Below are 14,920 nucleotides of genomic sequence, written 5' to 3'. Positions count from 1 at the left end.
CCTCAGCTTATATGAACCCAGAATTTTTTATGCGTTTAGCATTAGCAGAAGCAAAAGAAGGTGATGCACCCTACGGTGCAGTGATTGTTAAAGATAACGAAGTCGTTGCCGTAGCTCATAATACTGTGAGAAGAGACAACGATCCATCCGCCCATGCAGAAATCAATGCTATTCGTAGTTTAACAGCTAAACTAAAAAACCCCTCTTTAGAAGGTTATAGCATATATACAACTGGCGAACCTTGTCCGATGTGTGCAACTGCTTGTGTTTGGAGTGGTTTATCAGAAATTGTATATGGTGCTTCAATTCAAGATTTAATTTCAGTAAATCAATCACAGATTAATATATCTTGTGAAGAGGTAATCGATAAGTCATTTAGGAAAATAAAAGTCACAAAAGATGTTTTAAAAAATGAATGTTTGGAATTATTTAAATAAGCTGAATTTAGATTACTGACTTATTTTAAAATCGTGAATCTACGGGTTGTAATTCTCAACACTCATTTAGAATTGCTATATAGCAATCCTAAATGAGTTGTGAAAATAGAGAGAATAAGATCCCCGACTTCTCAAAGAAGTCGGGGATCTTATTATTCACGACTGATTTAGGACTGCTATATAGCTTAAAATTACGAATTACGAATTACGAATTACGAATTATTTAACTTGGCTCATTCAAATAGGATAAATAAGTATTTGCCCAAATAGCTGCTTGAGTGCGATCGCGTAAATTTAACCTGTTTAAAATATTCGTAACATGATTTTTTACTGTCCCCTCAGAAATGTAGAGTCCGTGAGCAATTTCTCGGTTACTAGCGCCTGTAGCAATTAAACGCAAAACCTCTTTTTCTCTAGGAGTAAGTTCAGCTAAACTAGATGGCAAAGGCGGTGAATTAGTTGGTGCAACATGAGAAAATTGAGTCAACAGCTTTTTAACTATACCTGGGCCTAATTGCGTATATCCTTTATGAACGGCACGTATAGCAACAGCTAATTCTTCTGATGGTGTATCTTTCAATAAATAACCCATTGCCCCATTCTTTAAAGCTGCTGACACATATTCATCATCATCAAAAGTCGTTAGGACTAAAATCTTAGTTTTGGCAAAACGTTTTTGAATCTCCTTCGTGGCTGCAACTCCATCCATAATCGGCATTCTGATATCTAGCAAGATTACATCTGGCTGAAATTCTGCAACAAAATTAATCGCTTGTTCGCCGTTTTCTGCTTCTCCAACTATTTCTAAATCTGGTTCTAGTTCTAATAATGCTCTTAATCCTTGACGAATTAAACTTTGGTCATCTACCAGCAATACTTTAATCATTATGTTAACCATGTTAATGGAATATTAACTGTAATTTTGCAACCAGAGCCAAGAGCGCTATTAATATTAAACTGACCCCCAAGTGCTAAAGTGCGATCGCGCATACTATGAAGTCCAAAACCAGTAGTATTTTGTCCGACATCAAAACCTTTACCATTATCCTGAATTATCAATCGCAAATTGCCTTTAGTCGTAGTGAGTTCCAATTTTACCTCTGTGGCATAGGCATATTTAGATATATTAGTTAAAGATTCTTGAGTAATCCGGTAAATAGCAGTATTTATTTCAGGTGGTAGAGAATATTCCAGGTTGATTTGATAAATTGGTAATATCCCATTAAAGCGATGAAAATTTTCTGAAAGACTAGCGATCGCATCTTCTAAAGATTGTTCTTGTAATGGATTAGAACGCATAGTAGAAACAGATTGACGGACATCTTTTAGCGCCTTTGAACCCAATTCCTTTGCAGTTGCAAGAAATGTTTCAGCCTTACCTGGGTTAGATTGCCATAGTTTTAAAGCAGTTTCTAATTGCAGATTTAAAGCAGTCAGAGAATGTCCTAATGAATCATGAATTTCACGAGCAATGCGATTACGTTCTTCTAAGGTAGCTTGATTTTCAATTTGCATGGCATATTGACGGAGTTTGTCGTTAGCAAGAGCTAGCTTTTCTCGACTTTGCCGTTCAGACAAAACTGCATTCATCATCAACAACACAAAAACCAAACTTAAGCCAAATACTAGCGACGAATTCAAAATCAAAAATCGATATCGCTCTTGTGCCTGCGGCGATGCTTGAAAATTGAATAACTGATATTTTAGTTGTGTAGTAACTAAAAATAAGGCAAATGACAAAGCTGTAACAAATAAGCGCCCATTTAACTGAAAAATTAGACAACTGCGAGTCACTAAAATTATATAGAGAAAAGGAAAAAGCCGAGCAAATCTTTCCCCAAAAAATCCAACTATTAAAATTAATAAAAATTCAATAGCTGTATATATTATCTTAGTTGTCTGGTTATTTCTGGGTAATCTTAAGCCCATTAACGCAAAAACAATCAGACTATAAATTGATAGCTCTGGCAATATACTACAAACTGACAAGTCTGGAAATGCACCACAAATTGATAGTTCTGGAGGCTTGGGACGAAAACGCCGTAACGGAGGTGGTATAACAGCTGTCAATGCGGTGATCGCCAGTAATGTCCACTCCAGATAAAGCAGAGACGGAAAAGGATGTTTCTTAATTTCAATTGGACGACTCATTAGTCGCATTGCTCCAGTTATAAGTTATGAGTTAGGAATTAGAAGTTAAAAATTCAGAAAATTTGAGCAGATACTTTTAGCGCTTAAGTTTTTCGCTGAATGAAAAATCAAAAGTAAATTAGAAGAACAAAACAATTAGTTAATCAACTAAATAATGACTCATGAAATCATCATAATCAAAATTTTCATAATTTATAACTCCTAACTTCTAACTTCTAACTCTTAACTATCTCTTGTCAATCATGACTAAAGTCATGGGTATAACCATGACTTTCTCCTCATGTAACTGCTGAAGATAAGTTCTTATGATGGTGGCATCCAACCAGGAAAAACCCACCACACAAGTAATGAAACTCAAAGCATTATCGCTAGTTGCTTCCGCGATCGCCTTAACTTTAACTGCAACCTCCTTTGCTGTTCACGCTCAAACAGCCTCTTCTTCACCCCTGTTACTTGCACAAACTCAGCAAAAAGAAAGAGGCCCTTGGAAAGAGTTGGGTCTAACAGATGCTCAAAAAGCCCAAATTCAGACGATTCGCCGCGATAGCCGCACCAAATTTGAAGCAGTTTTGACCCCAGAACAAAAAGCAAAATTAGAGGCAGCGAAACAAGCACGTCGGGCTGAGTGGCAAGCGCGTAAGGCTCAAGGGCAAACAGGTCAAGGTCAACGCCAACCAGGCCAACGTCGAGGAAAGGGTGGTTTTGGTGACTTAAATCTAACTGAAACACAAAAAACCCAAATGCGACAAATCCGCGAGTCTGAAAAACAACAGATTCAAGCAGTCTTAACCCCGGAACAGCGTCAAAAATTGGAGCAATTCCGTCAAAATGCTCCTTCACGTCGTCAACAAGGTAATCCTCAATAATCATCTTTCAAAAAAGAATAATTCTGGGGTGGGCAGTGCTGCCCATCTCAATCCCAAAATAGATAGATTATGATGCAACCCTGTGCCGCTTCTCCAAATCCCGCTCCTCGTCTGCAACAGGTTTTAGATGTACTCGATCGCATCGCCCAAGCGCAGGGGCGAGATGTTCCCCAAATTGTGGAAATAGAGAAATTGCGTTTCCTCCCTACTGGCACTTTTGGCAGAACTTGGGCAGACTTCCTCAATGAACATAATTTAAAACCTTTTACTACAGGTAGCCGCCGTAAACAACTCCATGATGGGGTTCACGTTCTCACAGGCTATGGCACAGACTTCATTAGTGAAGCAGAAGTACAGGCATTTTTATTAGGAACAAAATTTAGCATAACTAACTTGATGTTGGGACTAGGACTGTTGCGAGTCATCCATAAAAACTTAAATTCTCGACAACAATTCACCTGGGACAGACTTTGGCAAGCATACCAACGCGGTTGTCACTCTCACTTTGACCCAGATACTTGGCAACCAGAATTACTTTGGCACTTACCCTTGACTGATGTCCAGGCATTGTTTTCCATAGTTAAAAATTAACAGGCTTCTTGCAGAAGATGCGGAAAGGGGAAAAACTTTATCCCCTTTCCCTTTCCCTATTTATTACCTTCATTATTGCTGAGGGGAATGGCACTAAGTTAAGACACAGCCCCTGTCCTGACTGGTTCCCAGCCTGGAGGCTGGGAACCGATCCTGGGAGGCTCTGCCTCCAGTGGCTTAATGAGAGGCAGAGCCTCTGGTAATACATTCCCAGCCTCCAGGCTGGGAACGAGGCAACACAAGACTTTGGGCTTATCTTAGTGCCATTCACTGCTGACGGCTTAGGGGATAATCTCATTTATTTACTCAGTAATGGCTAAACGCCACGCTACTGCTAACAAAAGTATTTTGTTCAATGCCCAATTTAGTAGACTTTCAAGATCGTTTTGAGTTATGAGTTAATCAAAACTCCTAGCTTAATTAAGATGTCCAATGAATTCGCAATTGGTAGTAAAGTCCGTGTTGTGGCGCTACCAGCCTACGTCAAAACTGCTGAACCTATGCCCATGTTGCGCCCTCCCAATGTCATTCACATTGGTGAAGAAGGTATAGTCATTGACCGCAGACCCGGTGGATATTGGGGTATTCGCTTTGCTAGGGGGGCTTTTCTCCTAGATAGTCAATACATCGAAAGCACAGATACCCCTGCCGAATCTCACTTAGAATAAGATTTCTCGCAACCAAGAATTGTAAACTTGTGTAAAGTTGTGATTCTGGTTTACACCATGATTTCCCGCCGCACTTTTTTAAGCATATTATTTGCCAGCTGTATTTCTGTCATCAGCTGGCTGAATTTTACCCCTGCTGCCAATGCTATGGGTGGTAAACTTCCGGCAATTAATCAACCCGCACCAGAGTTTACTTTGCCAACCAACACAGGTGATGGCAAAATTTCCCTCTCTGACTTGCGCGGTAAATGGCTAGTCCTGTACTTTTATCCTAAAGACTTCACGTTTGGTTGTACTATAGAGGCTCGTCGTTTTCAGCAAGACTTACCCCAATACCTTGAAAAAAATACTCAAATTATTGGTGTTAGTGCCGATGACATTGATTCTCACGCCAAATTTTGCGATTCAGAGGGACTAAAATTCCCTCTGTTGGCTGACACTGATGGTTCAGTGAGCAAAGCTTACGGTTCGTGGCTCGGCTTTTTATCTATGCGCCACAGTTTCATCATCGATCCTCAAGGCGTCTTGCGCGAGACTTTTGTCAAAGTCAACCCAACTATTCACAGTTCAGAAGTGCTGGCACGACTCGAAAAATTACAGTCCAGAGCTTCTTAAACTTCAATTAATTAATGAGGGGCTTAGAGGGTGTTTGAAAAGTCCTCTTGTCGGTAGCAAAACGTTATAGATACCCCTAAATCCACGCCAGTTGCTCATGGGGGAAACCCCCATCGCCCTTGGCGTCTCCCCTTGGGAGAAGACCGCACTGGCTCCCCTTAAAAAGGGGGACTTTGATTCTGGTTCTCCTCCTTTTTAAGCTATGCATTACCCACATCTTTCTTTACAATCTTGAAACCCATGTTCTATAAGCGTCTTAGACACTGAGAATTTAGGCATACTTGACAAATTCGTTTTTAATCTTCTCGCTAAAACTGCGTTTTTATTGAGAATGAACAACGAACGAATAAGGGTTATGAAAACCTGAGCCAATACTCTCGCAAATGTTAAGAAATATCCGGGTAATGGATAGCTTTTTAAGGGGGGCTAGGGGGGATCTAGAAGTACTTATCACAGCCAAACACAACCGTCTTAAGCCCCTTGTTTTAACTCACAATAAACCCATATTTTCTGAGTACAGTTTTGACTTCACCGCCAGATAGAAACTGGACAAATTCTTTGGCAGCAGAAGCATTTTTACTGCTTTTAATTATTGCTACCGGATAGACAATTGGGGAATGAAATTTATCATCAGCAGCAACTACGACTTTTACCTTGTTGGAAATTTTGGCATCAGTGGCATAAACTAAACCTGCTTCGGCATTACCACTTTCTACTGCTGCTAAAACTTGACGCACATTGTTAGCAAAGACAAATTTCGACTTGAGGCGATCGTAAAGTTTCAATTTCTTCAAGACTTGTTCGCCATATTGACCGGCGGGTACGCTTCTGGGTTCACCAATCGCAATTTTTTTAATCTTACTATCTGTTAAATTGTAGAAGCTATAGATGCCAACAACATCCTGAGCCACAATCAAGACTAGACGGTTATTTGCTAGGTTAGTACGGCTACCTGGTAGCAATAGTCCTTTTTGTTCCAAGGCATCCACTTGCTTTTTGCCAGCAGAAATAAAGATATCTGCTGGCGCACCTTGCTCAATCTGTTGCTGCAAGGCACCAGAGGCCCCAAAGTTATAACTAATATTGATATTTGATTTACTTTGTTGGTACAAAGGCTTAATTTCTTCCAGTGCCTCTTTTAAGCTGGCGGCTGCGGATACAAGTATGCTGGTGTTCGACTGTGCTATTACAGGAGAAGGAGGAACCAACGGTAAACCAATTGCTAGCAGCAAGCCAGCGATCGCTATACCCAGGAAGCCAAAAATTTGTCTTCTTTTCATATAAAAGGCGTTTGAAAGGTTTCTTCCATAAAATTGATGCTAGGTAAAATAGTACCAAAAATACCAACAATTAACCAACTAAATCGGTAAAAAATATGCCTAGAAAAGAACAAGGGTGGGTCACATTCCAAACTTCAGAAGAGGAGCGAAAGATTTTGGAAGAGTTTTGTGGCCAGTCTCAGCGAACTAAGACTGAGATTCTCCGGGAACTGGTACGTGGTCTTAATCAACACTCTTCATCATCAAACTTGCTACCATCCATAAACACAGAAGAGGAAGATATCTACACTCAAATGCCTGAGATAGAAATTAGTTTTCAAAAGAAACCACTCAAAGTTAGCTCTCGCAATATTCTCAAGGGTGTTGTTAAGCGAGTTGTTACTGGAGCCGTTAATAGTGAAGTAACGCTGGAGATTGTTCACAAAGTTGAGTTAACTTCAATTATCACCAGAGTATCGGTAGAAGAGTTGGATTTGTCTGAAGGGAAAGAGGCTTATGCTGTTATTAAGTCCAACGATATAGTTATTGCCAGGGAATAGGCTGTGGTGATGTCTCTGAACCATTGCTTGGGGTTTGCTATTCACTCAAAAGAAAGGATCTGAAATGTTCTCATGAATCATTCGGAGTTGCTGTAAAAATTACTTAATGCTACACAAATAAATTTATATTTCGCTAAATACTTTAGTAGGTAAACTGGGCTACGAACAGCGCAGCCCTTGTTTACCACTCTGTAGCTTATGAAAGCGCTGATACTGCTTCTTGCTTCTCAGTTTTGTTCTTCAATACGGTTGGTAGTTCGCTATTGAACACCTCACCTTCAACCACTTGCGATCGGAAACCATCGGGCCCAACTGGAACATCGCCCGTGATGGTGGTGCGATAGAGGACGCGCTCGACTTCCAGATGATCTAAGTCTTGAGGGGCCAAATGGGAGGTGGCGCGGTTGTCCCAGAACGCAATGTCACCGTTATTCCAGCGGAAGCGGGTGGTGTAGGCGGGCTTGGTAATCTGATTGAAGAACAACTCAAGCAGCAGATCGCTCTCTTGTCGTGATACGTCAAGAATGTGCGAGGTGAAGCCAGGGTTGACGTACAATGCGCGTTCACCAGTTTCAGGATGAACTCTTACTACTGGGTGGATTGAAACCAAGGGATTGGCTGCGATGCGCTGGGCAATCTTGCTGTTGCTGGGGAAATTCAAACGCGCATTGAAACGATGTTCGGCTTTTAATGTGTCTGCCAATGCCCGTAGCGGTGCTGATAGACCCTCATAGGCTGCAACTAAATTTGTCCATTGTGTGTCACCACCGAAGCTAGGGACATTAACCGCACGCAAAATTGACGCCGCAGGTGGATTGACAACTGCTGTAACATCGGTGTGCCAGCGGCTCTCGTAGCTGGAACGGCGTAGACCATTGCGCCGCTCGTAACGGCTGCGGTCAATGGGCAGGATTTCTGAGAAACCTTCAATCGGCTCATCTTCGTGGGGATGTGCGTAAGTCACTTCGCCGAAACGAGCCGTGAATGCAATCTGTGCCGCATGATCGATGTTTTGACCGCGAAAGAACACGACTTTCCACTTCAATAGTGCTTGACGAATTTCTTTGACCGCATCATCGTGCAAAGGACGCGATAGGTCTATGCCGCTGATTTCAGCACCGATGAAACCTGCTACTTGTTTGACCTCAATGTGTTTATTGCTCATGTCAATTCTCCATAGTTTGATCGATAGGGCGGTACGGTGTTCGCACTCGTCCGTTAGATATGTTGCTTGCGCTTAATGGCTACATATCAAGCGATCGCAATTTAAAATATCATACTATAAATCGATCAGTTTACCGTAGTATATTCTCGCTGTATTTTAGACTGCTGGAACAACGGTCGATTTAGTCCAGGCAAGGTCAAGTTAAAATTCGCAACACAGATGAGGTGACAAGCAAGCTATGGATACCGGATACTGTCGGGCAAGCAACTATATTGGTAGGTAAGAGTAGGTGGTACAACTCTTACGCTTCTGCCAAAAAGGAGTCTTTTTGGAACTTACAACGATTTCACAATAGCGTCTCTGTATTCTTTGCTACTCACGGACGTATTTATAATAATATTTTTATCTAAACTTTATAAAATCTTTTTATTTGTAACTCTAGTATTTTATTGATTGATTTATACTGTAGGATGAAAAATAAACAATTATATTTACTATCATTAAAATAATAGTTTTACCCAAAGCTGCAAAATAAATTAATACTTGTTAAAAATAAAATAATATTTTGTATTTATTTTTTAATTTGAAAATTATATAAATAAATACTAATTTTAGTCCTCTCTCTTATTCCAAGATACTAATTTAGTTTTGTTATTAGCCTGTTGCTAATAATAAATTATGAGTTGCCTTTTTACCAAGATTAATTAAGGCTTTGAGGAAATTGAAAACTACATGAAAAAGCGATTATCACAGAAATGGACTATTTCTAAAAATTGGTTACGTTTTTTAATTATCATCTTATTAGTGATAGGTGTATTTTTTCGTTTCGTCAATATTGACAAAAAAATTTATTGGGGTGATGAAGTTTTGTCATCATTACGCATATCTGGCTATCAGCTGTCGGAAATGAAAATGCAACTAAGTAATGGTCGTTTGATTGGCATAGAAGATTTACATAAATACCAGCATACTAATCCTGAAAAAAATGTAATTGATACAATTAAAGGGCTTATTTTAGAAGACTCGCAGATATTGCCACTATATATCTTGATGACCCGATTTTGGGTAGAGTGCTTTGGCAATTCTATAGCAGCGACCAGAAGTTTTTCGGCATTTATTAGTCTGCTTACTTTTCCTTGTCTTTATTGGCTATGTCAAGAATTATTTGAGTCTTCACTAGTGGGGTGGATAGCCATCGGGTTAGTAGCCATTTCACCTATTCATATTGTGTATGCACAAGAAGCGCGATCGTACAGTTTAGGGATAGTAGCCATCTTAATGTCGAGCGTAGCACTGCTACGAGCCATGCGTCTTCAAACCAAAGTTAGTTGGTGCATTTATGTAGCAACATTATCAATAGGGTTTTATACTCATCTATTTTTTACCTTGGTTGCTTTTGCACAGGGAATTTATGTAGTTACAATCGAACGTTTTCGATTGAGTAAAACATCGATTTACTACCTGCTATCATTGCTTGCGGGGTTTATAAGTTTTGTACCTTGGATTTGGATTATTATTACCAATCCTCAGCCAGAAGCAATTACTTGGGCGAATACTAAACAAACATTATTTATGTCAGTTACAAGGTGGGCTGGTATCTTTAGTCGTGCGTTTCTTGATTTAGGTATTAGTCCTAACGAACCTGGAAAACTGAAGTTTCTCTTAATTCCTTTTATTTTAATGATTTTAGCTTTAATCAGCTACTCAATTTATGTTGTTTGTCGAAGAACCTCTAAAGAAGTTTGGTTATTTGTCTTAACCTTGATTGGATCTTTAGGGCTTCCTTTACTGATAACAGATTTCGTATTTCAAAAGCGATTCGCGACTAGTCGATATACACTTCCTTCAGTTTTAGGTATACAGTTAGCTGTGGCTTACCTATTTACCACTAAGCTCGCGTCTATTTCTACTAAAGCTTGGCAAAAAAAGTTTTGGTCGCTTGTAGCGTTTATGGTAATTATAGGTGAAGTTGTATCTTGTGTGGTTCACTCTCAAGCACAGATTTGGTGGAACCAAGTGCCTGATAAATACCAAGAATATCCTCAAATTGCTAATATTATTAATCAAGGAAAGAAACCGCTTTTAATTAGTGATGAGGATAATATTATTCCGCCACTACAAGTACTTAGTGAATTAATCGACCCAAAGGTGCAATTTCAAATTGTCGGAAAAAATCAGTTACCAGAGATTACTAATGGCTTTAGTGACATATTTTTGTTCTTGTTCGAGCCGTCTGACTTTTTAAAAGCTGGAATTGAAAAAGTTTATAACTCAAAGTTACAGCAGGTAAACCAATATCTCTGGAAAATAACAAAGCCTAATTAAACTAAGTACACGAACATATCTAGGGGTATCGCAAAGACGCGATAAATCGCGTCTCTACATGAGGGTTTTGGGTTTATCTAAACTGTATTGGGTTAAAAATTAATATCAATTAGCCTGAGAAGTGGCACAGTTAGAGCAAAAATATACTTTAATTAAACAAATAATTTAAGTATATATTTGTACTGCTGCCGCTTATGTCATCGCCCCTTGAGCGCCCGCTAAAAATTGAAATCAGACTGCCATCTTCCCATCCTCAATTATTGGAAGGACTGGATATATGGCTGCGTTTAGGTCTAATATCTGATGCCCAAGTCAGGCAGTTATGTCGAGAGTTTCTGGTGTGTGCGGTGGTGTTGGAACCTCAAGCTGAAGCTCAAACAAAGGTAGTATTTGCAACTTCCGACTCCGTGCAGCAGTTGCCCGTAGGAGGTTTACAATCTAGTAGCGGCAAACAACCACAACAAAAACCAGCTAAACCCAACTTCATCGGCACAATGTTGCAGTCCTTGGGAGCAGAACTGAGTGTCCGTTGGCTACTTTTTCTAGGGGTTTTCCTCGTAGTCGTATCTTCTGGAGTCCTGGCTGCTAGTCAATGGGCGAGGTTTCCCGCTTCTGGACAGTACGGGGTTTTATTTGCTTATACTTTGAGTTTTTGGGGATTAAGCTTTTGGGCGACTAGGCAAAATAACCTCAGATTGACGGCTCAGACATTGCTGATTGCCACTCTTTTGTTAGTGCCAGTGAATTTTTGGGCAATGGATAGCTTTAAATTGTGGCAAAATCCTGTGGATTGGATTGTAGTTGCGATCGCCTGTCCTACCCTGACTGCTATAACTGTTTTACTCTCCAAAAATCGGACTATTTTTACCAATTTACATCCTGGCAAATTACCTCTGATAAATATTCTCGGGCTGAGTTATCTGCATTGGGGTTGGCAGTTAAGAGGATTTCCTTTAATTGCTGTTTATCTGGCAACGATCGCCACAACTATCATTACCATTTATCACAATCTTTTCCAACAGCCTAGTACTGTCAGCGACGATCGCCGTAGGCTAAGTATTAGTTTACCTGCTGCTGTAATTATTTATTCTTTAATAGTATTGTTGGTGCGGGCAATTTTTGTTACTAAGGTAGATGTCACACTGTTGGGGTTAGCTATTGGCATTTGCGGCTGGTTGATGACTTGGTTAGCAGAGCAGGGAAGGAGGAGGGCAGGGGGGCAGGGGAGCAGAGGGGCAGGGGAGCAGGGGAGCAGGGGGGCAGAGGAAGTAACATTAATATTCTCCTCGTCTCCCTTGTCTCCCTCATCGCTCTTACTCTGGGAAAGACTTGGGGGTGTTTTACTCTTTTTGGGTTGGGTGGTATCGGTAGTAAATTATCCTTGGCAAGCAATAGCTGTCAGTGGTTTGGGTTTGTGGTTTGTGGGGAGTCGCTTGCAACGGTACAGTTTAAAGCGAGACTTGGCAGGGGTTTTCGTCATCGGCTTAGAGACGATTTTGCTAGGTTGGCGATTAGTACCCGATAACTTACAGAAATTAGCGATCGCAACTAGTACCCAACTCACCAATTCTCAAAATGAACCTTGGGCGCTACTGGGTATAGCTTTATTTCCCTACGTAATTTTGATGGTGGCGCTTACAGATAATTTGTATCGCAACCAAAAGCGAGAATTAGCTAAGTTTGGCGAACTGCTTGCTCTGTTATTTGGAGCTTTTTTAACAACGATCGCTCTCGTAAATCCCCCATTGCGATCGCTAAATCTGTTATTTTCTACCGCCACTTTGGCATTTGTTACTCAACGCCGCTCCCCCTCATCCCTTCCCCTGGTATACCTAACTCACATCATGGGGGTGCTGACGTTTTGCTTTACCATTAATTGGTTATTCCCCAGCCTGACTCAACAATGCTGGGCAAGTATTTTATTGGCTCTCATGGTTGCAGAATGGCGATTTAGCTTGCAAGAAGGACTATGGCAACGTAGCGCATGGGATATCGGTTTAGGATTAGCCGCAGCGAGTTTTTTCCTTTTGTGGATGAATGCAGAATCATCTTGGTATGGCATCACTGATAACCGATCTGATTGGGGAGTTTTATGGCTAGTTACGCCTTTAGCTCTCACAGGTGTTGCCAATGCCGCAATTATGGAGCGGCGGATTACTAGCCGTTACTTGAGTGTTTTGGCTGTAATAATTGCCCAACTACTAACTTTACAACTACCAGGAATCAGATTAATCGGTTTGGCTATAGGTGCTGGATTGATGTTTGCGAATACGCGCTATTTGCGAAACCAAGTATGTGCGGTAATTACAGAAGGATTTGTTTTAAGTTTCATTGGGGCGCTGCTGTGGACAGGTGTGCCTGGTTTGCCTCACCTAGCGGTAGCCGGTTGGTTTGTTGTAGGAGCGATCGCAACTCTCAGTCTATGGTTAGCGCGGACTGTTTTGACCCAACGCGGTAACGAATTAGCAGTTATCTATGCAGCCGCCAGCGATAAATGGGCGATCGCTTTGTGTAGTGTTGAATTATTAAGTTTAACACTGCATTCAGTGCTGATTTACCAAGGGTTTACGACTTCAGGATTTTTGTTCTTAATTGCCACTGTAATAACGTTGACAGCCATTGTTTATCGCAGTTGGCGCGAACCGACAAATTGGGCATTTTATAGTATTGGTTGGTGTTTGGAATTGTTGATCGCTCAGGTGCTAGGGTTGGGGGAACATTCAATTGTTAAAATAGCGATCGCGGAGCGTGGCTTGCCAATCGCAAACATCGCCTTGGGTTTAATTACTCAACTTGTCGGCGAGTGGTGGCGGCGACGACATCAATTAGAAAAGTTTCCTAGCAGCCTGCACATTTTGCCATTAATTTATGGTGCATTCAGTGTATTGTTGCGTTTGAACACCTTCACCGAGTGGACAGGTTTGTACTCCTTGGGTGTAGCTTTAATTATTATTGGCGTAGGGCGACGCCACGAAAGCTTCAAACCCTTGCTGTACTTAGGAATTATTGGCGTATCAATTTCTGCTTATGAACTTTTGTTCTATCAAATGTCACAAGCTTCAGGAGGAGCATTAGGTGATGGATTAATTGCCATGTCTGCCCTTGGTGCGAGTATCATGTATGCTTACCGCATTTTGTCGCCAAGGCTAGTCAGCTACTTACACCTAACTCCCCAAGAATTGAAAAGAATTGCCCATATTCACTGGGTTTGGAGTAGCTGTTTATTAATGGCTGCCATTCCTCTTCCCATTGCAGTTAACCGTTTGGTTGGATTGGGAACGGGAGTATTTTTGATTCGCTACGCCATCTTTCAGGGACGCAATTTACGTACTTCCCCCAGTTTCTTGGGAAGAATTACAATCGCTGAGATGTGGGTTTACCTTGGCTTATTAGAGGTAGCCGGCATGAGAATTTATTGGCGAGAGACAGCAGTAGGGCGATTTTGGGCTGGGCCATTAGTTCCTTGGAATGGTGCGATCGCTTGTGTGGTAGCCTACTTTTTGTACATTCTACCTTGGGAAAGTTGGGGTTGGTCTAAAAGACCTTGGCAACAAGCTGCATACATCACACCTCTGATAATTTTATGGGAAACCAGACTGCAAACTTACCCCATTACCTTAGTACTCGCAGCTGGATTTTACATCTTTTTAGCAAAAGTGGGTGAAAACATCCGTTTCACCTATATTAGTGTGGCGTTGATTGATTGGGCACTTTATCGCTGGTTTGATTCCTTACGCCTAACTGATGCTTTGTGGTATGTAACACCAATTGGGTTATCACTGCTTTATATTGCTCAAGTGGATACCCAACTGAAGTTACCAGAGTACAAAACATCTCGTCATTTTCTGAGAGTGCTAGGTAGTGGTTTAATTTGTGGGTGGGCAATTTTATTTCATCAAGATACAGCTTGGATACCGGGAATATTCAGTCTCATCGCTATTTTTGCTGGATTAGCTTTGCGAGTACGGGCTTTTCTCTACATTGGTACAGCCACTTTTTTAATTACGACAATCTATCAATCGGTAATTTTCAGCTTGCAATACTCATTTTTAAAATGGGTTGTTGGCTTGCTAGTTGGCATTTTACTAATTTATATTGCCGCCAACTTTGAAACCCGTCGCGCTCAAATAACTTCCTTAATTCGTAGCGCCATTGATGAATTTCAATCATGGGAATAGTAAGCTAAGGATTAAACTAATTAAACTGAAATTTCTGCTCGATACTCAAGAGACCTCTTGCATAAATCAAAAATAAGAAAGAACCCCACCCCGCCAAAGCTACGC

At 40.9% G+C, this 14,920-nt stretch carries 12 protein-coding genes; 8 read left to right on the top strand and 4 right to left on the bottom strand.

The window, feature by feature from the left end; all coding sequences use genetic code 11:
* Positions 1 to 11: 11 nt before the first annotated feature.
* Complete coding sequence (locus ACM0OX_RS05800) at positions 12 to 437, top strand: nucleoside deaminase (RefSeq protein WP_414513953.1); 426 nt, start codon at positions 12 to 14, stop codon at positions 435 to 437.
* 223 nt (positions 438 to 660) lie between these two features.
* Here ACM0OX_RS05800 and ACM0OX_RS05795 read toward each other — a convergent pair whose 3' ends face one another.
* Complete coding sequence (locus tag ACM0OX_RS05795) at positions 661 to 1,323, bottom strand: response regulator (protein WP_414513804.1); 663 nt, start codon at positions 1,321 to 1,323, stop codon at positions 661 to 663.
* Positions 1,323 to 2,588, bottom strand: coding sequence for a sensor histidine kinase (locus ACM0OX_RS05790; protein WP_414513802.1), 1,266 nt, complete (start codon positions 2,586 to 2,588; stop codon positions 1,323 to 1,325). The genes ACM0OX_RS05795 and ACM0OX_RS05790 overlap by 1 nt, the downstream gene beginning before the upstream one ends.
* 347 nt (positions 2,589 to 2,935) lie before the next feature.
* Here ACM0OX_RS05790 and ACM0OX_RS05785 point away from each other — a divergent pair, with 347 nt between their 5' ends.
* The 4 genes from ACM0OX_RS05785 to ACM0OX_RS05770 all read left to right on the top strand — a co-directional run bounded on the left by ACM0OX_RS05785 (position 2,936) and on the right by ACM0OX_RS05770 (position 5,328).
* Positions 2,936 to 3,454: a Spy/CpxP family protein refolding chaperone gene (locus ACM0OX_RS05785; protein ID WP_292737971.1), complete on the top strand. Its 519-nt coding sequence runs from the start codon at positions 2,936 to 2,938 to the stop codon at positions 3,452 to 3,454.
* 69 nt (positions 3,455 to 3,523) lie between these two features.
* The gene (locus ACM0OX_RS05780; RefSeq protein ID WP_414513800.1) at positions 3,524 to 4,045 is read left to right on the top strand and encodes a Coq4 family protein; all 522 of its coding nucleotides are present in this window, start codon (positions 3,524 to 3,526) and stop codon (positions 4,043 to 4,045) included.
* 425 nt (positions 4,046 to 4,470) lie between these two features.
* Entirely contained in the window at positions 4,471 to 4,713 is a 243-nt protein-coding gene (gene sipA, locus ACM0OX_RS05775; protein ID WP_414513798.1) for a regulatory protein SipA, read from the top strand.
* Positions 4,714 to 4,770: 57 nt separating this feature from the next.
* Positions 4,771 to 5,328, top strand: coding sequence for a peroxiredoxin (locus ACM0OX_RS05770; RefSeq protein ID WP_414513950.1), 558 nt, complete (start codon positions 4,771 to 4,773; stop codon positions 5,326 to 5,328).
* A 485-nt stretch (positions 5,329 to 5,813) separates the two neighbouring features.
* On the opposite strand, the gene modA is transcribed toward ACM0OX_RS05770, so the two are convergent.
* Complete coding sequence (gene modA, locus ACM0OX_RS05765; protein WP_414513796.1) at positions 5,814 to 6,608, bottom strand: molybdate ABC transporter substrate-binding protein; 795 nt, start codon at positions 6,606 to 6,608, stop codon at positions 5,814 to 5,816.
* A gap of 95 nt (positions 6,609 to 6,703) precedes the next feature.
* Between modA and ACM0OX_RS05760 the strand changes: the two genes are divergently transcribed.
* Entirely contained in the window at positions 6,704 to 7,147 is a 444-nt protein-coding gene (locus ACM0OX_RS05760) for a TOBE domain-containing protein (protein ID WP_414513794.1), read from the top strand.
* A gap of 196 nt (positions 7,148 to 7,343) precedes the next feature.
* Here ACM0OX_RS05760 and ACM0OX_RS05755 read toward each other — a convergent pair whose 3' ends face one another.
* Positions 7,344 to 8,312: a TauD/TfdA dioxygenase family protein gene (locus ACM0OX_RS05755; RefSeq protein WP_414513792.1), complete on the bottom strand. Its 969-nt coding sequence runs from the start codon at positions 8,310 to 8,312 to the stop codon at positions 7,344 to 7,346.
* 732 nt (positions 8,313 to 9,044) lie between these two features.
* Between ACM0OX_RS05755 and ACM0OX_RS05750 the strand changes: the two genes are divergently transcribed.
* Together ACM0OX_RS05750 and ACM0OX_RS05745 are read left to right on the top strand one after the other, a co-directional pair.
* Positions 9,045 to 10,637: a glycosyltransferase family 39 protein gene (locus tag ACM0OX_RS05750; protein ID WP_414513791.1), complete on the top strand. Its 1,593-nt coding sequence runs from the start codon at positions 9,045 to 9,047 to the stop codon at positions 10,635 to 10,637.
* Positions 10,638 to 10,831: 194 nt separating this feature from the next.
* Positions 10,832 to 14,815, top strand: coding sequence for a DUF2157 domain-containing protein (locus tag ACM0OX_RS05745; protein WP_414513789.1), 3,984 nt, complete (start codon positions 10,832 to 10,834; stop codon positions 14,813 to 14,815).
* The last annotated feature ends 105 nt before the right edge of the window (positions 14,816 to 14,920 follow it).

It is taken from the genome of Nostoc sp. PCC 9305 (assembly GCF_963920915.1).
Lineage (GTDB): Bacteria > Cyanobacteriota > Cyanobacteriia > Cyanobacteriales > Nostocaceae > Nostoc.
This window is presented reverse-complemented; position numbering and strand designations above follow the sequence as displayed.

Excerpts from the sequence above, each read along its gene's own strand:
- ACM0OX_RS05745 (WP_414513789.1), top strand. The coding sequence starts at position 10,832 with ATGTCATCGCCCCTTGAGCGCCCGCTAAAAATTGAAATCAGACTGCCA.
- ACM0OX_RS05795 (WP_414513804.1), bottom strand. The coding sequence starts at position 1,323 with ATGATTAAAGTATTGCTGGTAGATGACCAAAGTTTAATTCGTCAAGGA.
- ACM0OX_RS05770 (WP_414513950.1), top strand. The coding sequence starts at position 4,771 with ATGATTTCCCGCCGCACTTTTTTAAGCATATTATTTGCCAGCTGTATT.
- modA (WP_414513796.1), bottom strand. The coding sequence starts at position 6,608 with ATGAAAAGAAGACAAATTTTTGGCTTCCTGGGTATAGCGATCGCTGGC.
- sipA (WP_414513798.1), top strand. The coding sequence starts at position 4,471 with ATGTCCAATGAATTCGCAATTGGTAGTAAAGTCCGTGTTGTGGCGCTA.
- ACM0OX_RS05760 (WP_414513794.1), top strand. The coding sequence starts at position 6,704 with ATGCCTAGAAAAGAACAAGGGTGGGTCACATTCCAAACTTCAGAAGAG.
- ACM0OX_RS05790 (WP_414513802.1), bottom strand. The coding sequence starts at position 2,588 with ATGAGTCGTCCAATTGAAATTAAGAAACATCCTTTTCCGTCTCTGCTT.
- ACM0OX_RS05755 (WP_414513792.1), bottom strand. The coding sequence starts at position 8,312 with ATGAGCAATAAACACATTGAGGTCAAACAAGTAGCAGGTTTCATCGGT.
- ACM0OX_RS05780 (WP_414513800.1), top strand. The coding sequence starts at position 3,524 with ATGATGCAACCCTGTGCCGCTTCTCCAAATCCCGCTCCTCGTCTGCAA.
- ACM0OX_RS05750 (WP_414513791.1), top strand. The coding sequence starts at position 9,045 with ATGAAAAAGCGATTATCACAGAAATGGACTATTTCTAAAAATTGGTTA.
- ACM0OX_RS05800 (WP_414513953.1), top strand. The coding sequence starts at position 12 with ATGAACCCAGAATTTTTTATGCGTTTAGCATTAGCAGAAGCAAAAGAA.
- ACM0OX_RS05785 (WP_292737971.1), top strand. The coding sequence starts at position 2,936 with ATGAAACTCAAAGCATTATCGCTAGTTGCTTCCGCGATCGCCTTAACT.